Source organism: Pseudoalteromonas sp. S327 (genome assembly GCF_005886415.1).
Classification (GTDB): domain Bacteria; phylum Pseudomonadota; class Gammaproteobacteria; order Enterobacterales; family Alteromonadaceae; genus Pseudoalteromonas; species Pseudoalteromonas atlantica.
In genome coordinates this window covers 119,476-138,919 of sequence record NZ_PNDP01000003.1, presented here as the reverse complement: position 1 = coordinate 138,919, position 19,444 = coordinate 119,476, and the positions used below count along the sequence as shown (strand labels likewise).

18 protein-coding genes are annotated in these 19,444 nt (G+C 41.6%); 5 read left to right on the top strand and 13 right to left on the bottom strand.

The window, feature by feature from the left end; genetic code table 11:
• The first annotated feature begins 50 nt into the window (after window positions 1–50).
• Both CWB60_RS02220 and CWB60_RS02215 read left to right on the top strand, forming a co-directional pair.
• Window positions 51–509, top strand: coding sequence for a thioredoxin family protein (locus tag CWB60_RS02220; RefSeq protein WP_058550506.1), 459 nt, complete (start codon window positions 51–53; stop codon window positions 507–509).
• Between the two features lie 213 nt (window positions 510–722).
• Window positions 723–1,109 carry a hypothetical protein gene (locus CWB60_RS02215; RefSeq protein ID WP_104643810.1) on the top strand — a complete coding sequence of 129 codons (387 nt, stop codon included), beginning with the start codon at window positions 723–725 and terminating at the stop codon, window positions 1,107–1,109.
• A gap of 64 nt (window positions 1,110–1,173) precedes the next feature.
• Here the strand turns inward: CWB60_RS02215 and CWB60_RS02210 are convergent, their stop codons facing one another.
• On the bottom strand, window positions 1,174–2,052 hold the full coding sequence (locus tag CWB60_RS02210) for a LysR family transcriptional regulator (RefSeq protein ID WP_138576662.1): 879 nt from the start codon (window positions 2,050–2,052) through the stop codon (window positions 1,174–1,176).
• A 137-nt stretch (window positions 2,053–2,189) separates the two neighbouring features.
• On the opposite strand from CWB60_RS02210, the gene CWB60_RS02205 reads away from it, so the two are divergent.
• Window positions 2,190–3,266: a YeiH family protein gene (locus CWB60_RS02205; RefSeq protein ID WP_138576660.1), complete on the top strand. Its 1,077-nt coding sequence runs from the start codon at window positions 2,190–2,192 to the stop codon at window positions 3,264–3,266.
• Between the two features lie 26 nt (window positions 3,267–3,292).
• Here the strand turns inward: CWB60_RS02205 and CWB60_RS02200 are convergent, their stop codons facing one another.
• From CWB60_RS02200 to CWB60_RS02185, 4 genes are all read right to left on the bottom strand, one after another.
• Window positions 3,293–4,600, bottom strand: a complete 1,308-nt coding sequence (locus tag CWB60_RS02200; protein WP_138576658.1) for a DASH family cryptochrome — start codon at window positions 4,598–4,600, stop codon at window positions 3,293–3,295.
• 115 nt (window positions 4,601–4,715) lie between these two features.
• Window positions 4,716–5,054, bottom strand: a complete 339-nt coding sequence (locus tag CWB60_RS02195; RefSeq protein ID WP_054981643.1) for a hypothetical protein — start codon at window positions 5,052–5,054, stop codon at window positions 4,716–4,718.
• Window positions 5,055–5,209: 155 nt separating this feature from the next.
• Window positions 5,210–5,917: a winged helix-turn-helix domain-containing protein gene (locus tag CWB60_RS02190; RefSeq protein ID WP_138576656.1), complete on the bottom strand. Its 708-nt coding sequence runs from the start codon at window positions 5,915–5,917 to the stop codon at window positions 5,210–5,212.
• Window positions 5,918–5,967: 50 nt separating this feature from the next.
• Entirely contained in the window at window positions 5,968–7,695 is a 1,728-nt protein-coding gene (locus CWB60_RS02185; protein ID WP_138576654.1) for a DUF885 domain-containing protein, read from the bottom strand.
• Between the two features lie 217 nt (window positions 7,696–7,912).
• Here CWB60_RS02185 and CWB60_RS02180 point away from each other — a divergent pair, with 217 nt between their 5' ends.
• On the top strand, window positions 7,913–8,500 hold the full coding sequence (locus tag CWB60_RS02180) for a DUF4202 domain-containing protein (RefSeq protein ID WP_138576652.1): 588 nt from the start codon (window positions 7,913–7,915) through the stop codon (window positions 8,498–8,500).
• A 33-nt stretch (window positions 8,501–8,533) separates the two neighbouring features.
• Window positions 8,534–9,034, top strand: a complete 501-nt coding sequence (locus tag CWB60_RS02175; RefSeq protein ID WP_138576650.1) for a TFIIB-type zinc ribbon-containing protein — start codon at window positions 8,534–8,536, stop codon at window positions 9,032–9,034.
• 107 nt (window positions 9,035–9,141) lie between these two features.
• Here CWB60_RS02175 and der read toward each other — a convergent pair whose 3' ends face one another.
• From der to rlmN, 8 genes are all read right to left on the bottom strand, one after another.
• A complete protein-coding gene (gene der, locus CWB60_RS02170) occupies window positions 9,142–10,608 on the bottom strand; it encodes a ribosome biogenesis GTPase Der (protein WP_004586988.1) in 1,467 nt (488 codons plus the stop codon).
• Window positions 10,609–10,682: 74 nt separating this feature from the next.
• On the bottom strand, window positions 10,683–11,861 hold the full coding sequence (gene bamB, locus CWB60_RS02165; protein ID WP_004586989.1) for an outer membrane protein assembly factor BamB: 1,179 nt from the start codon (window positions 11,859–11,861) through the stop codon (window positions 10,683–10,685).
• A 10-nt stretch (window positions 11,862–11,871) separates the two neighbouring features.
• Window positions 11,872–12,492, bottom strand: coding sequence for a YfgM family protein (locus CWB60_RS02160; RefSeq protein WP_004586990.1), 621 nt, complete (start codon window positions 12,490–12,492; stop codon window positions 11,872–11,874).
• 19 nt (window positions 12,493–12,511) lie between these two features.
• Window positions 12,512–13,792 (bottom strand): histidine--tRNA ligase, encoded by a 1,281-nt coding sequence (gene hisS / locus CWB60_RS02155; RefSeq protein ID WP_004586991.1) that lies wholly within the window; start codon window positions 13,790–13,792, stop codon window positions 12,512–12,514.
• 396 nt (window positions 13,793–14,188) lie between these two features.
• Window positions 14,189–15,307, bottom strand: coding sequence for a flavodoxin-dependent (E)-4-hydroxy-3-methylbut-2-enyl-diphosphate synthase (gene ispG, locus CWB60_RS02150; protein ID WP_138576648.1), 1,119 nt, complete (start codon window positions 15,305–15,307; stop codon window positions 14,189–14,191).
• Window positions 15,308–15,312: 5 nt separating this feature from the next.
• A complete protein-coding gene (locus tag CWB60_RS02145) occupies window positions 15,313–16,209 on the bottom strand; it encodes a RodZ domain-containing protein (RefSeq protein ID WP_138576646.1) in 897 nt (298 codons plus the stop codon).
• Window positions 16,206–18,077, bottom strand: coding sequence for a type IV pilus biogenesis/stability protein PilW (gene pilW, locus CWB60_RS02140; protein ID WP_138576644.1), 1,872 nt, complete (start codon window positions 18,075–18,077; stop codon window positions 16,206–16,208). The genes CWB60_RS02145 and pilW overlap by 4 nt, the downstream gene beginning before the upstream one ends.
• Window positions 18,078–18,203: 126 nt before the next feature.
• Window positions 18,204–19,334: a dual-specificity RNA methyltransferase RlmN gene (rlmN, locus tag CWB60_RS02135; protein ID WP_004586995.1), complete on the bottom strand. Its 1,131-nt coding sequence runs from the start codon at window positions 19,332–19,334 to the stop codon at window positions 18,204–18,206.
• Window positions 19,335–19,444: the final 110 nt, after the last annotated feature.

The following is a 19,444-nucleotide window of genomic DNA, read 5'->3' as shown; positions in this document are numbered from 1 at the left end:
TCACTCAATATTGGGTATAGTCGTTTAATACCTAAATTAAGAGTAACCTCATGTTTAAACAATTAATTTTATTGTGTGCTTTAAGCATGCCGCTTGTAAGCTGCGCTGCTACAGCGCCATTTTCGGGCGAGATAAGTACGCAATCACTGTTAAGCGACTACGACAAATTTAACGAACAATACAAGGCATATACCCCAACAGCACAAGATATAGCCCTAATGCAAAAACTAGAAGGCAAAGAGCTTATTGTATTATTTGGCACCTGGTGCCACGACAGTGAGCGCGAAGTGCCAAAACTCATTAAGTTACTTGATGCATCGAAAGTACAACTTGCAAGCATTGACTATGTGGCCGTGGGTTACAACAAGCAAGACGATGCAGGCATTGCAAAGGCTCACGACTTGCAATACACCCCAACGTTTATTGTTAAGCAAAATGGTAAAGAGTTAGTACGCGTAATTGAAAAGCCAACGGGGTCATTGGCACAAGATTTAACTAAGGGTTTGTAAGTTTAGCTTGATCATATTTGGGCTTACTGATTTAGCTAATAGATTTATGGGTAGCTGGTGAACTGCTATGAGTGTTCTCTTAAAATTACAGTGCGTGAAGACGGGTTTGATCCATTTGGCTGAGCAGAAATAGGAATTCAGCTATGGTTTGCATATCAATTAAAACAAATAAAAAACGAATTAATCTACAAGCTCGTTGTGGTATTTCTTAATATGTCTAAAGATCTACGTAAAAATTTGATTGCTGCGATTCTTAGTCCATTAATTGCATTACCAGTCCTTGGTTTTTGTTATTTTTATGCGGGTATCGAAAACTATACTTCTGTTAGTTCATTAATTTCAGGTGTTGGTTTTGGTGTATCAATAGGGGTGGGAAGTTTATTTTATTTTTATCCTTTAATGCTCATTTACGGATTACCTATTAGCTTATTACTCCAAAAGTTAAATTTATTTAAATTACCGGTAGTTTTAATCTTAAGCATACTTCCTGTTTTTTTACTTAGTCTTTTTAGTGAATTTAATCGTGAAACATTGGTTCTTCATTTATTGGTACTTTCAATGGGTTTAACTAGTTGGCTTATATATAATAAATTAAGGTAACACCACAACAAGCCATTCATGTCACACAACCTTTCCCTTACATGACTTACAGCTCACATAATCACTATTCACTAAATAAACTTTTTTCGAATGCTTGCGCAGCATGCGAAGACGGTCTGTCTTTATAATGCAGTTGATAAAGAGGCCGAGAGAGTTGCTCGTTATTTTTTTGGCTCAGGCGTGTTAATTTGCCTAACTGCACTAAATCTTCTGTGACTACGTTTGGCAATAAAGCGACCCCCATACCTTGAGCAACAGCCCTTGCAATGGCTTCGTTACTGCCTAATTGCATACTTTGCTCTGCTTGTACGCCATGCTCTGCTAATAACTTTACCGACATTTCTAACGTGCCAGAGCCTGGCTCGCGTAATAACCAAAACTGCTCGTTTAACCATGCTTTTAAGTCTTTAGTGGGCTTAAAGTTGCTCGGTATAACCACACTCATTAAATCATTTTGCCAGTGCTTACTTATTATATGTGGCTCGGTAGGTGTGCCTTCAACCAGAGCTAAATCGATAGTGCATTCTAGCAATGCGTGCTCAATTTGCGCGGTATTAGCCACTTGTACTTCTACTTTTATATGCGGGTACTGCGCACAAAATTTGGCTAAATAAGGCGGTAGCCAATAACTGGCAATGGTGGTGCTGGTGCCTATAACTAATGTACCGCGCTTAAGCCCTGTGCGCGACTTAATATCTTCAATGGCGGCTTTTTCGATAGCAAAAATACTGCGGGCGTGATCAAAAAGTGCTTGTCCACCTTCGCTTAAGGTGAGCTTTTTACCCTTAGATGCACGTTCAATAAGTTGTATGTTTAACTGATGCTCTAGCTCTTTTAGCGCTTTAGAAACAGCGGGCTGGCTTATAAAAAGCGCTTCGGCTGCGCCTGAAAAGCTACCCAATTTAGCCACTGTATAAAACACCCTAAGCGCATGTAAGTTCATTGTATAACCTTAAATTGCATAACTCTAAATTGTATAACTTTAAGTTATCAAATCATGATTTTAATATATTGGAGTTATATTTTGAGCTTTCTTACAATTAAGTCAACACATCAACTTGGTTTAAGTGAGGGAATATTATGCTTAGCGCTATTAAAAATAGTTTTCAGCCTTTGGGTATTAATACTAAGCAATACGGCGATACGCGCTGGTGGTTAGGTATGCTGCTGGTGGTTGTGTTAGCGGGGGCATCTGTTGCATTAAGTAAGTTACCTATAATGCAAAGTGCGCAATTTAGCTCCTTAACAATTGGTATTGTGCTTGGCATTATTGTGGGCAACAGCGTGTATGCGCACATTGCTACGCGTACAGATGTAGGCGTTGATTACGCTAAAAGTATATTACTTAAAGCGGGCGTTATTTTATTTGGGTTTAGGATTACTTTTGCACAAGTAGCGGGTGTAGGCTGGCATGGCCTATTAACCGATGTGGTAATGCTGCTTGGTACGTTTATATTAGCATTACAGCTAGGTAGGCGCGTTTTTAAGCTTGATGAACAAACAACTATACTAATAGGTGCGGGTAGCTCTATTTGTGGCGCCGCAGCGGTAATGGCAACTGAGCCAGTTATAAAAGCACAAGCGCATAAAGTATCTGTAGCGGTGGCAACGGTTGTGGTGTTTGGCACGTTAAGTATGTTTGCCTACCCAATTATGTTTGAATATATGGGTTTGAGTGAGCATGCGTACGGTATTTTTGTTGGTTCAACCATTCATGAAGTTGCGCAAGTGGTAGCAGCAGGGACTGCGGTAAGTGCCAATGCGGCCGACACCGCCGTGATAGAAAAAATGCTACGCGTAATGATGCTTGCGCCATTTTTAGTAGGCTTATCGTTTTGGCAAAGTAAAAAGCATGCAAACATAAACGCACATGGCGGCGAGCAAAAAGCGGGTATTACAATCCCTTGGTTTGCAGTGTTATTTATAGTGGCAAGTGGCGTGCATTCGTTATCGGTTATTCCGCAAGGTACTACAAGCGCTATTATATGGTTTGACAATATACTACTTACCATTGCCATGGTCGCACTTGGGCTGCGTACCCACGTTGGCGCTATTCGCCAAGCGGGTATAAAGCCTCTGTTATTAGCAGGCTGTTTATTTTTGTTTTTAACCATAGCTGGTTTTGCCATTAATGTAGGCATTGCGCAGCTGTTTTAAATATAACCTGGTGGAGGGAGATTGGCTTAAATAGGCCAATCTACTTCGTTTAAGTGATCGAGCTGCTGTGTTTTATTACTGTGCCCGTGCCATTTATTGGTGTAATTACCATTTGGATCAAACTGCGCCGTTTGCTTTTGTATATTAAAGTGGCGGCCGCCACGTGGGTCAACCCCCACACCGGCTATGTACTGCCAGTTGCCCCAATTTGCTGCTACATCGTAATCAATCAATTGTTGCTCAAAATAGGCTGCGCCGTATCGCCAATCAAGGGCAAGCTCGTTTACTAAGCAGCTCGCTGCAATTTGCCTTGCTCTATTTGATATATAACCCGTAGTGTTTAGTTCTTCCATAATGGCATTTACAAGCGGGTAAGGCGTTGTGCCGTTACACCAAGCAGCAAAGCGTGTAGGTGTAAAAGTAGTAAGCGGTTTAGTTTGCTTTTGCCCTTTAAAGCTAAACAGGTTGTTACCTGCTTTAAGTGCGTGCCATTTAAAATACTCTCGCCATAGCAATTCAAATTTAATCCAGTAAGTAGACTCGTTTGCCGTATTGCATTGCTCGTAATTTTCTACGGCTTTATATACTTGTTTTGCACTTAAACAACCAAAGGCAAGCCAAGTACTAAATTTGGTGGTGTTGTTAAAGCCATCAAGCTCGTTGCGAGTCGTTTTATAAGTACTTGGCATTGCGCCTGCAAAGTATTGCTTTAAATGAGCTTGCGCACTGTTAAGTCCGCCATGCATTACGGCTTTATTTGTTATACGTTCTATAGGTTTTTTTGCGCATAAAGTTATTGGCTTAGGCAGCAAACCGTTTGGCAAAGTTGTTGGTGTAATGGGGCTATTGGCGGCCTCTACCTTTTTACGAAACGGGGTAAAGTGTTTAGGTAATTCGTTTAAATCAAACGGGAGGTCATTTTGCTTAAAGAGCGTGTCTTGCTGCGTTACTGTAAATTGTGTATTTGGGCAATGCGCTTTGAGTAAGTTTATTTGTCGTTGCTCGTACAGGCCAAATTGCTCACTGTATACCACTTCATCAATATTTTGCTCATTTATACGCGTTTTTAAAAGCGATACGGGTTCGCCCTCAAGCACATGCAGGGTTTGCTCGCGCTCAATAAGTGCTTGTTGTAGTTCGTACAAGCTTTGCATTAAAAACTGCTGCTTATGTATGCCGTAAGGTTTTTGTTGGTAGTTATTATTTTTAAACCAGTGCGGGTTAATAACAAATACAATATCAAGCGCGCATTGCTGCAACATAAGGTCACTAAAAATTGGGTTATCGGTTAGGCGTAAATCGTTTTGTAGCCAATATAAAATGCGTTTGCTCATACTTATGCTCTGGTTTTTGTAATCATTAAGTTTACGAAGCAAAAGCGGGTAGGGATTGATTTTCACTTGTATTTAATTAAGAAAGGATGAGCAAGTGTGACTTGCTCATCTAGGTTTACTTAAGAGATTGAGTGGCTTGGCGTATATTTTCAGATATATAGGCAATTAAATAAACAAAAACAGTGAGTGGTAAACCAAATATAAATAAGGCAATTTTGTACTTATTAGCAACAGTTGATTTAGGTAATGTAATTGCAAAGCAAACGCTCATGGCTAACCAAAATAAAGCTAAAAGTGGTGATATGTTTGATTGAGGGTTAGATAAATCACACGTGCCAAATGAAATACTGGCAATAGATGCGTTACCTATTTCTATACACTCGTTGCTGTTAATAAGGCTTAATGTAATTACTGTTATGATTAATACTAGTAATAGAGGTAATAAGTGTTTCATATTTTCTTCCTTAACTATTTAATTTTATGGGTCGCTCTATAGCGCCTAGACAAATTAAAACGATTGGCAAAAAATAACGATAACAAAGCCATTAACTAGTTATTATAAAGTTATAACCATGGTATTACCTTGGTTATAACTTTTATAAGTCATTACTATTCAATAGGTTGTGTTTTTACTTTAGCTATAAGCTGATAACCTCGCTTCATTACAGACTTTATATATTTGGGGTTTTTTGTGTCGTTATCGTTAAGGGCTACACGTAGTTTGCTAATAACTCGTCTAACTGCGGTATCGGTTACTATTTGATTCTCCCATACATTGTTGTGTAACTCTTCAAGGCTAACTATTCTTGGCTGTTGTTCTATTAAATAGCTAAGTACCTGCATGCATTTAGGCTCTAATGTGTAGAGGTTATCTTCTTTAATTAAGGACTGCTGCAGACTGTCAAAAGTGTACTCGCCAATTGTTAGCTGATTAACACTCGGCTTTTCAATAACAGGTTCTGCGCAAACATGGTTAGCTTGGGTTTTATTTGCTGCTGGGTTTGAATATTTTTTATAAACGCGAGATACCATCATTCCAGTTAAATTCATTAAAAGCACTAGCGGGCTGAGTGGAAATGCACAAAGGAAAAGTAAATACTTAAACCCCACGTGTACATTTGGTTTATTAAGCATTTGCCCAAATAACACATTTAAAAGCATCCATATAATAAAATAAGGCGTAAGGGAAATTGAATCTGTTTGCTCCCCACAAACGCCATATTTTACGCCCTCTATGTAGTTTGATGCTTCTAAACAAAACGCATTAGCTTGGCTGCTAAATAAAATGAATGATATAAAAATAAGTAGGTGTTTCATTAAAAAGTCCGTTTAGAAAGAGGCGGAAAATAATACCGTCCTCATTAATGTTAAATAGCCAATTTTTGTTTTGCTATCCAATCGTTTATAACGTCTTCAAGCACTGCCATAGGCAATGAGCCTTGGCCAATAACAGTGTCGTGAAAGCTGCGTATATCAAATTGAGCGCCGAGTTCTTTTTCGGCTTTTGCACGTAGTTCACGTATTTTTATTTCGCCCATTTTGTAAGAGAGCGCTTGGCCTGGCCATGAAATATAGCGATCTATCTGATCTTCCACCGCACTTTGTGGTAAAGCAGTGTGACTGGCTAAGTAATCAATTGCTTTTTGGCGGCTCCAACCAAAGGCATGAATACCGGTATCAACAATAAGCCTCACTGCACGCCACATTTCGTAGCCTAAACGGCCAAAATCGCTGTACGGGCTTTGATAAAAACCAGCTTCTTTGCCTAAGCGTTCTGTGTATAGTGCCCAACCTTCGCCAAATGCAGAGTGGCTAAGTGTGCGTCTAAATTCGGGTACATTTAGCTCCATAGCAATGGCGTTTTGTAAATGGTGCCCGGGGATTGCTTCATGCAGGCTGAGAGCTTCTAAATTATATAAAGGCTGCAGTTTAGGTGTTGAGGCTAAAAAATAAGTGCCTGGTGAGCGGTTATCTGGCGGTGGCATATAAAACGCCCCACGACTTGCTGAGCCCTTAATAGTAAAGGTGTTACGCGGTAAGTGGCCAAAGTAAGTGGGCAATTTGCCATACATTTTTTGCGTTATAAAGGCTGTTTTTTCTAGCAAGTCTTGCGCGTCTTTTGCGTAAAATTGCTCATCGGTTGCTAAAAATTCTAAAAACTCACTATAGGTGCCATCAAAGCCTACTTCATCAATAATATTTTGCATTTGCGCCTTAATACGCGCGACTTCTTTAAGGCCTAACTCATGTATTTGTTTAGGTGTGGCGTTTGTTGTGGTGTAGTAATTAACCGTGTACTTGTAGTAGTCAAGCCCGCCTTTAACGCTTGCTATGCCCGGCTGCGCTCTACAATGTGGCATATAGTCATTTTCAAAAAAGTCGTAAAAATGCTGATACGCAGGAATTACTTTATCTTTAATTACGGCTTGGGCTTTTTGTTTTAAGTTTGATTTTTGCGCTGTATTAAATGTATTAGGTATACGCGTAAAGGGCTCGTAAAGGGCGCTGTTTTCGGGGTTTTTAACTATGTGCGCGCTAATGCTTTGGCTGTAATTTTCAAAGGTTTTACAGTAATGGGTAAATCCTGTTTTTATTCCTTCTTTCATTAAATCAATATTTTGCTGATTAAAGCGCGGGTAGTCGGCAAGGCTGATTAAAAATGCGTTGTAATCATCAGCTGTTAAAAAAGCCATATTAGCGGGTGCTTCTGCAAAGTAGGTATGCCAGCCACTTAAAAAATTTACCGGAAAATACTTATCTTGATAAAGGTAGCTTTGCTGCTCGGTTTCTCGCTCATATTTAAATAAGCGGTAGTTCATTAGCTGATCCTTGTTGAGCGTTTTTGGATCAATGTTGGCTAAGCTTTTTAGTACATTGTTGTTATACGCTTGGCGCTTAGCAATGGCTTGCTCGCTCCAATTTGGTAATGTGCCGTTTGGTTTCCAACCGTCTGGATCGGTCCGAAAAAATATTTTTTCAGCTTTGGCATTTTGCCAATGGTTATCAATAATGGTTTTTAAATCGCTGTTACTGTCGGCAAGGCTTGGTAGCGAGGTGGCTGCTAAGCAAATAGCTAAAATACGTTTTTTAAACATAGTTATCCGTTATTGGCGAGTTAGTCGCGCTTTTTTATTTTAATTTGTGCTCAATATAGTACCAAGTTAACTTAATCAATGCGCTTACTTTTATAACTTGTACCTCTAGGCTTTACTTTTTGATTGAACAAATTTCACTGCGTAACTGAGTGGCGCACTAGTTTATTGTTTTATCAGCGTTTAGAATGATTAAAACTTATTATAAAAAATGACCGTCATGTTTAATAAAGTAATCGCCTTAATTGATGAAGCAAACAACCAAGACCCAAACAGTGAGCAATTTAATGGGGAGAGTGTTCCAAAAGAGTATTTATACTCACAGCGTATGAGCGAAATGCTAACTCGCTTTAAGCCTGATGCCGATGAACTCATGAAAATTGCAGTGCGTGGGCAGCATATACAACGTTGGAAGTCGCCGCGTAGCGACTTTGCAATGAATAAGCAGGGCTATCATCAATGGCGCAGTGCGCTTTATATATTTCATGCAAGTAGTGTTGTTGCGCTTATGCAGCAAGCTGGGTACAGCGATGCTGAGCAAAACAGAGTGTACGATGCAGTTGCTAAAAAAAAGATCAAACGTAACCCAGATAGCCAATTAGTAGAAGATGTAGCAAGCCTGGTATTTATTGAGCATTACATGCTCGGGTTTGCTAATAGTAAGCCAGATTACGATGAGCAAAAATGGATAGGTATTATTCGCCGTACATGGCAAAAAATGTCAGACGATGCGCATGAGTTTGTACTTGCAGGTAATATTACATTACCAGCGCCGCTTGTTGGGCTTATTCATAAAGCACTTGAGTAAATAATAAAAATTTAAAATAAAAAGGAATTTTAAATGTATTGTCCTCGTAGCAATACGCCACTTGAACCTTTACTTGTTGGCGGGATCACTGTTTTTACGTCAGTGCAAGGCGGCGTATTTTTTGATAACAGTCAAATTTTTAAGTTTAGCTCGCCTGAGTTAAAGCATGGTCAGGTTCTACTTAAGTATTTGAGTAATTATACCGAAGGCGAGGGCGAAGTCTCATCGCGAGTAAATTGCCCAAAGTGCCCAAGCATAGTAATGATGCGCCGGTTTTTTTCACCGCTCAAAGTGGTTGAGATAGACGAGTGCCCAGGTTGCGCTGGCATATGGCTTGATAGCGGCGAGCTTGCAAAAATACACGAAAACCATTTAACACCCAAAGAGCGTAAGCTGTTAGCTCACGAAATGGCCACCAATCATGGGTTTGTATCTATTAAGCCACCAAAATCTAAGAATTACCCCAAAGCGCCTAAAAATAGCCAAGACACCACCGTTGAACGGCTGGTGCAATTGGCATTACTTAATCTTTAATACCAAGCCTAAAATAAATCACTTAATTAAGCTAATTGGTATAAAGCATAAAAAACGGCGTACTAAAAAGTACGCCGTTTTTTTGTAGTAAATTAACTCTAACGAATTTATTTATTACGGTTTTCTTTGGCAAAGGCACGTATTTTACGTTTTTGCGAAAGCGTTACTTTGTTAGTACGCCCTGCAAATGGGTTATCACCTTCTCTAAATTCAATTTTGATCGGGGTGCCCATAATTTTAAGTGCTTTACGGTAGTAGTTCATCAGGTAGCGTTTGTAGCTATCTGGTAAATCGTGAACTTGGTTACCGTGAATTACAATACGTGGCGGGTTATAACCACCGGCATGCGCATATTTAAGCTTAACACGACGACCACGAACAAGTGGCGGCTGATGATCGGCCTGTGCCATGTCCATAATACGGCGTAGCATTGCGGTGCTAATACGTTTAGTTGCTGACTCGTACGCTTCATCTACCGATTCAAATAAGTGGCCAACACCTGTACCATGAAGTGCAGATATAAAGTGTAAGCGCGCAAAATCAATAAAACCTAAACGGCGATCAAGCTCTGTTTTAATGCGATCTTTAACGTAATCATCAAGCCCATCCCATTTGTTCACGGCAATAACCAATGAACGACCTGAGTTAAGCGCAAAACCTAATAAGCTTAAGTCTTGATCAGAAATACCATCGCGAGCATCAACAACCAGTAATACAACGTTTGCATCTTCAATAGCTTGAAGCGTTTTAATTACTGAGAACTTTTCAACTACGTCGCTTACTTTTTTACGCTTACGAACACCTGCCGTATCTATTAAAATATATTCTTTGTCGTTACGAGTCATCGGAATATAAATAGAGTCGCGAGTGGTGCCCGGCATATCGTATACAATTACACGTTCTTCACCGAGTATACGGTTTGTAAGTGTAGACTTACCTACGTTAGGGCGACCAATAATAGCCAGTTTTACTGGTTTATCGGCAAACGCTTGGTGGTCTGTATCGTCGCCTTCAGCTTCTTGATAAAGGTCGATTAACTCTTCATCGTCATCAGCAACGTCTTCATCTAGTGCTGCAAGCTCTGCAATTACAGGCTGTAAAGTGTGCTCTAAAAGCTGTGTAATACCACGCCCATGTGCTGCTGCAATATGGTGAATATTACCTAATGATAATTGATAAAATTCTGCACAGTTTGAGTCGGCGTCAATGCCATCTGTTTTGTTGGCAACCACAAAGCTTTTTTTCTCTTGCTTGCGCAAGTGATTAGCAATGGCTTGGTCAGCAACGGTCATGCCTACGCGGGCATCAACCAAAAACAACACAATATCGGCTTCTTCAATGGCAAGTAACGACTGGTCGGCCATTTCGGTTTCGATGCCTTCTTCAGAGCCATCAATACCACCCGTGTCTACCACGATAAATTCATAGCCATCATAATTAGCTTGGCCATATTTTCTATCTCGTGTTAAACCTGGAAAATCGGCTACGAGTGCATCACGAGTACGTGTTAAACGGTTAAATAATGTGGATTTGCCCACATTGGGTCGCCCAACTAGAGCGATCACGGGAAGCATAAACTACCTCTTTAAAAAACAACAAAAGGCTTCGCAGTGCGAAGCCTTACAAAAAACCTTTAAGTGTTAGCTAGTTAGTTAGGGGTGTTTACCACACTAACTTCACCATCACGGGTGTATAAAATTAGCTTGTCGTCGGCTACAACCGGCTCAACAAAAAAGCCTGAGCTGTCAAATTCTTCACGAGATACTAACTCGCCAGTGTCTTTGTTTAGCCAATGTAGGTTACCTTCTTGGTCACCTAAAGCTAAGTGGCTACCTGCAACTGCAGGGCCTGTTAGGTACCAACCTCGTAGAGCGGGTTGGCTCCAACGTTCAATACCTGAATTTTTATCTAATGCGTAAATTACGCCTTCGCTATCTACTAGGTAAATAGTTTGTGCATCCATCGCTATTTCGCGGTAGCTGCTGTATTCACGTTTCCATACAACATTGCCTGAGCGAATATCTACCGCTGCTAGGTTACCGTTGTATGCAATAGCATAAGCGTAAGGGCCGCTAATAATAGGTTGTGTGTCTACATCAACCAAACGCTCAAATTCTGATGCGCCTTTAGCAACGGCAATTTCTGCACTCCATGCTGAATAACCGCTCTCTGAAATGAGTACACTTAATTTACCTGTTTCTAAGCCTACTAACACACCACCGTTTGCAACTGTTGGCGAGCTTTGGCCACGCAATGTAAGCGGTGGTACTTCTTGTTCGAAGTTCCAGCGTTCTTCGCCTGTATCTGGGTGCAGTGCTAATAGTTTACCCGAGCCTAAATTAACAAAAATTAGGCCATCGCCAGCAGCTGGTTTTGATAACGCTTCGCCTGGCACATTTTTACGCCATACTTCTTCACCCGTTTCGCGGTCAAGGGCAATAATAAACCCGTGCTCAGAGCCTACGTAAATTTTACCATAAGCTTGTAATATACCGCCTGATAATTTTGCTGTGCCGTTATCTGACCATGGCCAAAACGATAAATCTTCACGTACGTCGGTTTCCCATAACGTGTCGCCATTAGTAAGCGAAAGCGCTTCAATTTGGCCTTCGCGGCTAGCTACATAAATAGTGTCTTTGTATACAGCAGGCGATAAGCGAGAAAAATAATGTTCTACACCACTGCCAACCGACTCTTGCCACACTACGTCTGTTTCAAATTGATTAACAATTTCAGGAAGTACTAACTCGTCTTCGTCATCACTTGATGAACAACCCATTAGCGTTGCCATGCACAGTGCGAGAGTTGCTGTTGTTATTTTTTTCATACCTAAAACCTTATGCCGCTGGGCTAGTTACTGCTAGGTCGTCTAATTTAATTTGTAATAAAGGGTTTGTTGTTAACCCGCCTGCATCGGCAGCTGCTTGATACGCAGTGCGAGCTTGGTCTTTATTACCTTGTGCAATGTAAATATCGCCTTTTAGCTCAGCTACATTGGCGTTATATGCCTCTGGTAGGGGTGAGTTTAATGTACTTAGGGCTTCGTCAAATTTACTTTGCGCAAGTTGAATACGTGCTAAACGCGTAATAGCAATGGCTTTAAGCTCTTCGCTTTGGGCGTTTGTAACAATCCAGCTAAGTTTTTCGCTAGCAAGGTCTAATTTTTTTGCATCAACAGCGTCTTTTGCCGCAACAAAAGCGGCTAAAGTTGCATAGCTTGTGTCTTGGTTGTTTTTAATGAATGTATCGGCTGCGCCAAGTACATCGTCACTTTGTACAAGTGTTGTATATTCGTCAGACGCTTGCTCAGCAGTTGTAATTTGGTTTTGGTTGTATGCTTTCCAACCGTATAAGCCGCCTAAACCTACAATTACACCTAGCGCAAGTGAAATACCGTTTTCGCGAAAAAAGCGCTTAATGGCTTCTGCTTGTTGTTCTTCTGTTGAATAAATGTCCATTATTACCTCTTAAGTTAGCTTAGCTATTGATAAGCTCAGCTAATAGCGCTTTAGCTTGTTCTAATTCTAGTGTGACTTGCTCTTTACGCTCACGTAAATATTTGATGGTCACAACGCCTTTTTCTAATTCATCTTCGCCAATAATAACAGCCACTAGTGCATCGCTTTTATCAGCTCGTTTTAGTTGTTTTTTAAAGTTACCGCCGCCGGCATGCACCATAACGCGTAAACCGGGTACGTCGCTACGCAGTTGCGCTGCAATGGCAGGGGCTTGTACGCTGGCTTTGTCGCCCATTGCCGCTAAATATACATCAGCATTGCGGCGAATGTCACCTACACACTCAAGTGCTTGGAGTAACAGTACTAAGCGCTCTAGACCCATAGCAAAACCAACTGCGGGCGTTGCTTTGCCGCCAAGTTGCTCAACTAAGCCATCGTAGCGTCCGCCAGCACACACTGTGCCTTGTGCACCTAGGCTATCTGTTACCCATTCAAATACTGTGCGGTTGTAGTAGTCTAAACCACGTACTAACTTTTCATTAACCGTGTATATGACGCCAGCTGCGTCTAAACGTTCACATAAATTTGCAAAATGTTCTTTTGATTCAGCATCTAAATGCTCAGACAATTTAGGCGCATCCACTAAGATTGCTTGCACGTCTGGGTTTTTGCTATCAAGTACACGTAATGGGTTTGAGTACATACGGCGCTTTGAATCTTCATCAAGCACGTCGGTATGCTGTTCAAGGTAGGCAACGAGTGCATCGCGGTAATCAGCACGTGCTTCGTTAGAGCCTAACGAGTTAAGCTCTAAACGTACGTGTTCGTTAATGCCAAATGCTTTCCATAATTGCGCGGTAAGTAAAATAACTTCTGCGTCTATGTCGGCTGTGGCAATACCAAATGTTTCTAAACCAAATTGGTGAAACTGACGGTAGCGGCCTTTTTGAGGGCGCTCATGACGAAACATCGGGCCCATGTACCACAGGCGCTGCTCTTGGTTATAAAGCAAGCCATTTTGGTTACCTGCACGTACACACACTGCGGTGCCCTCTGGGCGAAGGGTTAGCATGTCGCCGTTACGATCGGCAAAGGTATACATTTCTTTTTCTACTATATCGGTTACTTCACCAATAGAGCGTTTAAATAAGTCGGTTGATTCTACAATAGGAAAACGAATTTCTTGATAACCGAACGATGCTACTGTCTCGCGTAAAATGTTTTCTACTTTCTGCCAAACTTGCGTGTCGCCCGGCAGACAATCGTTCATACCGCGAACTGCCTGAATTTGTTTTGCCACTGATAAATCCTAATTACTGTTTATGTGTAATAAAAAAATGCTTACACAACAAGAATGCTAAAAATTGACCCGTCATTATATACCCAAATGACCCCATGATGCGAGCGTCGTTTGAATTAAAAGCGATTTAGGCAAGGCATTGATTGAAAGTAATAGTGGTTCTATTGTTAAAATCAATAACGCAGTATAAATCGCTTTTAAACCAACCCGTTGGGCGGTTCACAGACATTTACTCTCATCGTTGTTACTTTTTAAAAGGGATTGCCATTCTTGCAAAGTAACGCCTTGATATTAAGAGCCTGTGAAACGCTGAATTCTGTATCTTGGGGTCGTTTGGGTATCCTCTAGCTATAAAGGTAAACGCCAAACAACGTGGTTTGGCGCTTTATACGGTATTTATTCGACTATTTTAATGTCGATAGGTGTTTGCTGCTCTTTTTGAGCAATAAAGTCGCGCACGTAGCCTTCAAGCTGGTCAACAATGTTGTTGTTATCAATACGCGCTTTTTGACGCTCGCCATTAATGTATAAACCTGAGCGGCGGTTTGCACCGGCAAGGCCAATATCACTAACAAGGGCTTCGCCTGGGCCGTTAACGACACAACCAATTACCGAAACAGACATTGGCTCAACAACATCTTCTAGGCGCTCTTCAAGCTGGTTCATGGTGCCCACTACATCAAACTCTTGACGTGAGCAGCTAGGGCAGGCAATAAAGTTAATACCGCGAGAGCGTATACGCAGCGATTTTAAAATATCAAAACCTACTTTGATTTCTTGAACTGGGTCGGCAGCAAGTGATACACGTAGCGTATCGCCAATACCTTCGGCAAGTAACATGCCTAAACCTACAGCCGATTTAACCGAGCCTGAGCGCATACCGCCGGCTTCGGTGATCCCTAAATGCAGGGGTTGATCTATTTCTTTAGCAAGTAAGCGATAAGCGCCTACAGCTAAAAATACGTCTGATGCTTTTACCGATATTTTAAATTGGTCAAAATCAAGGCGGCGTAATATATCTACATGGCGCATTGCTGATTCAAGTAATGCCTCGGGAGTTGGCTCGCCGTATTTTTCTTGTAGGTCGCGCTCTAATGAGCCGCCATTTACACCAATACGAATAGGAATATTATGCTCGCGCGCTGAGTCTACAACGGCTCTAATACGCTCTTCACTGCCTATATTTCCTGGGTTTATACGTAGGCAATCTACGCCGTATTTTGCCACTTTTAACGCTATGCGGTAATCAAAGTGAATATCGGCTACAAGCGGTATACTAACTTGCTCTTTTATACTTTTAAACGCTTCTGCGGCATCCATTGTTGGTACAGATACACGCACTATGTCGGCGCCGGCATCTTGTATTGCTTGGATTTGCGCTACCGTGGCATCTATATCCATGGTGTCGGTATTGGTCATCGACTGCACGGCAATAGGGGCACCGTCACCAATAGGCACGTTGCCTACATTGATGCGGGTTGATTTTCTGCGTTTAATTGGAGATTCTGAAAACATAGCGACTACTCTGCTAATGGTAATTTAAATTTGGCTAAACGATTTTTAGGATAACCAGAAATATCAACTGGTTCGCCGTTTAGAGAAACACTAACTACGTCGTGCTTACCCAGCACAACTGAAAAAGGCGGGGTACCGCTTACAGCCATTTTATAGCCTGCTTTTTTTACGCCAAATGCAATGCGTTCACCTTCGCCATCGTGTATTTCTACCCAGCTCTCATCGTTAAACACCATGTTAATTGTACTGGTGTTACTTTGCGTGTCGGGCTCGTTAGTGGCTGTTTGGGTGCTAGCGGCAATAGGCGCCGTGGCATTAACGGCTTCACTTATAGGGACTTGTTCAGCACTTATAGGCATTACAGCCGGTGTGCGCTCAACTGCCTGCGTTGCTTGCATTTGCGAGGTGTTATCGCTTTCGTTATTTTGCGCGTTGTTATTTTGCTGGTTATCTAAAATTGAATTTTCAATATTGATTGTGCTTGTTTGCTCATCGATAGGCGTAGCATTTTGCCAAAACCATAAGGCAGATGAGCCAATAACAATGGCTAAAATAATGTAGCTCACCAGCATTAGGCGGCTGTCGTGGGCTTCTTTTTCTGTGCGGCGCGAAAAGCTTTGCATGTTAGCCGGCTTTGTAGGCTCGGGCGGTGCTGGCAATTTAGCTAATATAGGGGCGCTATCGACGTGTAGTTCACGGCAATAGTTTTTAATGTAGCCTTTTACAAAGGTAATTGGGCCTAACGTTTGGTACTGATCGCTTTCTAAGCGTTGCAGCTGAGAAATAGAAAGCTTAAGTGGGCCAGTAAGTGACTCTAAGCTTACATTAGCCTGCTCTCTATGCGCTTTTAATAGTTGCCCAACACTTGGTTCATCGCTTTGTTGCGTAGTTTCTTCTGTCATAATAGGTACGAATTTGGATCCACTAGTAATAGTCTGTGCCCAGGTGTAAGTTCTATATCTGGACTTAATTTATTCCATCGCATTAATTCATCAATTAATACATGCCGCTGGGTAGCTATGTCGTAAAGGGTATCGCCAGCTTTAATCTCGTAATAAATATTAGGATCGTTTAAATAAATTTTACTTCCGTTGATAACACGATCCGACTCCTTTAGACCATTCCACTGCAGGAGTTTTTGTAGTTTAACATTGTATCGCACTGAAATGCTAAATAGGTTTTCACCAAACTCAATAATATGAAAAGGCACCTTTAAAGGGGGGACTTTTGGATTAAGCATGGGAGGCTCTTGTTTTACACTTGGTTGGTAGTTTTTTAGTGTAATGTCGTTACTGTCGCTGTATGGGTTATTACTAAATACCGCACTGTCTTTTTTAGCCTCATAAAATACTACCGAATTATTTAAGCCCGTATTCTGTGGGCCATTTTCAGCAGGGCGTGTATTTTGTGGGGTGTTAAAGTTAGCTTGTTTTGGCGCACCAAATGAAATTATTTTTACTTCGTCATCATCTTTGGGTGTTTGTTTAGCGACTGCTTTTGGCGGCTCAGCTGTGGGTGTAGACGTTTGTTGCGCTTGGTGATCCGTTGTTAAAGCCAAAAGCACCGCTGCGGTATCTGTTTTAGACTCTGCAGGCACAGATGTTGTAGTTGTCGTTGCTACTTGGGCAGTATTTGTTACGGTTGGAGCGGCTGCCACAGCTGGCACTACTGCTTTAGTTGTTGTCGCTACTTTAGCCTGCGTTGGTTGAGCCGCAGGCGTGAGAGTGGCAGCGTCACCACTTTGCTCAGCAACGGTTTTTTGTTTGTTTGCTGCGGCAATGGTTGCCTGTGCTTTTGCCGTCTCATTTAATACTGGGCTTGAAGGCTCAACCCCTGGAGAAATTAAGCTGGTCGAATTATCGGTAGTTGGGCGCTTTTTTCGGATAATTTTAATTTTTGGTTGCTCAACACTGATTTGCTCTTCGCCATACTGCTCTTGAAGCTCTTCGAGCTGCGCTTTACGGTATTTTTCGCGCAGTATTTCAAACTCAGTTTGTTTAGTACGATTATCGCGAATAGCATAGGCTTGCTTACTTGTTGGGTAAGTTTGCATTATGGTGGCGGCAATTTTTTCTGCTTCTTCTATTCTGCCCATGCGCTGCTTAATTAAATAACCAAGCAATAAAGCACGTGCAGACACTCGGCCGGTGTCGTCATGGCGCTTTAATACTTCGCTGGCTTTATGTAAATCGCTTTTAGCATAAAAAAGGGCGGCTAAGCTTATTAGGGTCGATGTACGTTGCGAGCTGTGATTAAGTGCTTGTTTAAAGTAACTCTCTGCATTTTCAAAGTCGTTAAATTCTATGGCACATAATGCAAGGTTTTCGTAGCTTTCGGCAACGCGAATATAGCTTGGAATATCAATTGCTTTTAAAAACTGATCGGTCGCGCGGTCATACTCTTCAATACTACATAAAAACACACCGTAGTTATTAAGCGTGTTCGGATCGTCAGGCTTAATTGCTAATGCTTTTTGATAGGCTTTATCGGCACGCTCTTTTTCGCCTACTTGTTGGTAATAATAAGCAAGAGAGTAATGTACTTCAGGTAGATTTGGGGCAAATTCTATAGCTCGCTCTAGGTTATACTTTGCTTGCGAATTGTTGCCAGTTTCTAAGTATTGTAAAGCGAGGGCGATACGAGTGCGTGCTGCGCCTGCATTATTGATTTTGTTTTCGACGACGGGTTTGTCACTGCCGTTATAACTACTTTCACTTACGCACCCTGTAAGGGCAAGTGTTGAAAGTGTTAAAGCAAGTAAAGATCGCATTACCTTGTCTCTGTTTTTCTATCCATAGCGCCTATCTTACCTAAAACCCTTAGTGTTGCATCATTTATTTAAAAATAAACAACTTAACCACCCTGCATAGGAAATATACGCAGGGTGGTTACAGGCTTATGCTTGCTGGATATTTACGCTAATTGCGTTATCGTCGCGCATTTTCTTTTTCGCCATACGTTTAGTACGGTCAACAACATCGCCGGCTAATTGCCCACAGGCGGCGTCAATATCGTCACCACGAGTACGGCGCACAATACATGTAATCCCCGCAGCTTGTAAAACCTTAGAAAAACGGTCAATACGGCTGTTGCTTGAGCGCGTGTATTCGTTACCCGGGAACGGGTTAAACGGAATAAGGTTAACTTTAGAAGGTGTACCTTTAAGCGTTTTAACCAGCTCATGTGCTTGGTCGGTGCTGTCGTTAACGCCATTTAGCATAACGTATTCAATGGTCACGTCTTTATTTGCTTTAGAGCCATCGATATAACGACGACACGCGGCTAAAAATTCTTCAATAGGGTACTTTTTATTAATTGGTACAAGTACGTCACGCAGTGCGTTATCGGGAGCGTGAAGTGAAATAGCAAGTGCTACATCTATTTTTTCTTTTAATAAATCAAGGGCAGGTACAACCCCTGAGGTACTTAATGTTACGCGGCGCTTAGATAAGCCAAAGCCCCAATCGTCCATCATAAGTTCCATTGCCGGCACTACGTTTTTAATATTAAGCAGGGGCTCGCCCATACCCATCATTACAACGTTGGTAACTGGGCGTTTTTCGCTGTTGCCATCAAGGCCTATGTCTTTAGCTACACGCCAAACTTGGCCAATAATTTCAGACACTTTAAGGTTACGGTTAAAGCCTTGTTGCGCAGTTGAACAAAACGTACACTCAAGGGCACAACCCACTTGCGAAGATACACACAAAGTGGCGCGGTCTTTTTCTGGGATCCATACAGCTTCAACTTCTTGGCCGCCATCAAGGACTAATGCGTACTTAATTGTGCCGTCGCTTGCTTGCTGGCGAACAGAGATTTCTGGCGCAACAATTTCGCATTCGTTTTTAAGCTTTTCTTTAAGCTTTTTATTAACGTTGCTCATGTCGTCAAAGTTATCAACGCCAAAATGATAAATCCATTTCATCACCTGGTCGCCACGAAATGGCTTTTCACCGAATGATACAAATAGCTCACGCATTGCATCTCGGTTTAAATCTAATAAGTTAATCTTTTTTTGCTCGGTCATGAAACAACCTCAATCGGTGACGGTGGAGATAAAATTTACAAGGGCGAATTGTACACAATTCACCCACTTTAATCATTAAGTAAAATATCAAAAATGCACTTAAGGATACT

Excerpts from the sequence above, each read along its gene's own strand:
- CWB60_RS02220 (WP_058550506.1), top strand. The coding sequence starts at position 51 with ATGTTTAAACAATTAATTTTATTGTGTGCTTTAAGCATGCCGCTTGTA.
- CWB60_RS02215 (WP_104643810.1), top strand. The coding sequence starts at position 723 with ATGTCTAAAGATCTACGTAAAAATTTGATTGCTGCGATTCTTAGTCCA.
- CWB60_RS02210 (WP_138576662.1), bottom strand. The coding sequence starts at position 2,052 with ATGAACTTACATGCGCTTAGGGTGTTTTATACAGTGGCTAAATTGGGT.
- CWB60_RS02205 (WP_138576660.1), top strand. The coding sequence starts at position 2,190 with ATGCTTAGCGCTATTAAAAATAGTTTTCAGCCTTTGGGTATTAATACT.
- CWB60_RS02200 (WP_138576658.1), bottom strand. The coding sequence starts at position 4,600 with ATGAGCAAACGCATTTTATATTGGCTACAAAACGATTTACGCCTAACC.
- CWB60_RS02195 (WP_054981643.1), bottom strand. The coding sequence starts at position 5,054 with ATGAAACACTTATTACCTCTATTACTAGTATTAATCATAACAGTAATT.
- CWB60_RS02190 (WP_138576656.1), bottom strand. The coding sequence starts at position 5,917 with ATGAAACACCTACTTATTTTTATATCATTCATTTTATTTAGCAGCCAA.
- CWB60_RS02185 (WP_138576654.1), bottom strand. The coding sequence starts at position 7,695 with ATGTTTAAAAAACGTATTTTAGCTATTTGCTTAGCAGCCACCTCGCTA.
- CWB60_RS02180 (WP_138576652.1), top strand. The coding sequence starts at position 7,913 with ATGTTTAATAAAGTAATCGCCTTAATTGATGAAGCAAACAACCAAGAC.
- CWB60_RS02175 (WP_138576650.1), top strand. The coding sequence starts at position 8,534 with ATGTATTGTCCTCGTAGCAATACGCCACTTGAACCTTTACTTGTTGGC.
- der (WP_004586988.1), bottom strand. The coding sequence starts at position 10,608 with ATGCTTCCCGTGATCGCTCTAGTTGGGCGACCCAATGTGGGCAAATCC.
- bamB (WP_004586989.1), bottom strand. The coding sequence starts at position 11,861 with ATGAAAAAAATAACAACAGCAACTCTCGCACTGTGCATGGCAACGCTA.
- CWB60_RS02160 (WP_004586990.1), bottom strand. The coding sequence starts at position 12,492 with ATGGACATTTATTCAACAGAAGAACAACAAGCAGAAGCCATTAAGCGC.
- ispG (WP_138576648.1), bottom strand. The coding sequence starts at position 15,307 with ATGTTTTCAGAATCTCCAATTAAACGCAGAAAATCAACCCGCATCAAT.
- CWB60_RS02145 (WP_138576646.1), bottom strand. The coding sequence starts at position 16,209 with ATGACAGAAGAAACTACGCAACAAAGCGATGAACCAAGTGTTGGGCAA.
- pilW (WP_138576644.1), bottom strand. The coding sequence starts at position 18,077 with ATGCGATCTTTACTTGCTTTAACACTTTCAACACTTGCCCTTACAGGG.
- rlmN (WP_004586995.1), bottom strand. The coding sequence starts at position 19,334 with ATGACCGAGCAAAAAAAGATTAACTTATTAGATTTAAACCGAGATGCA.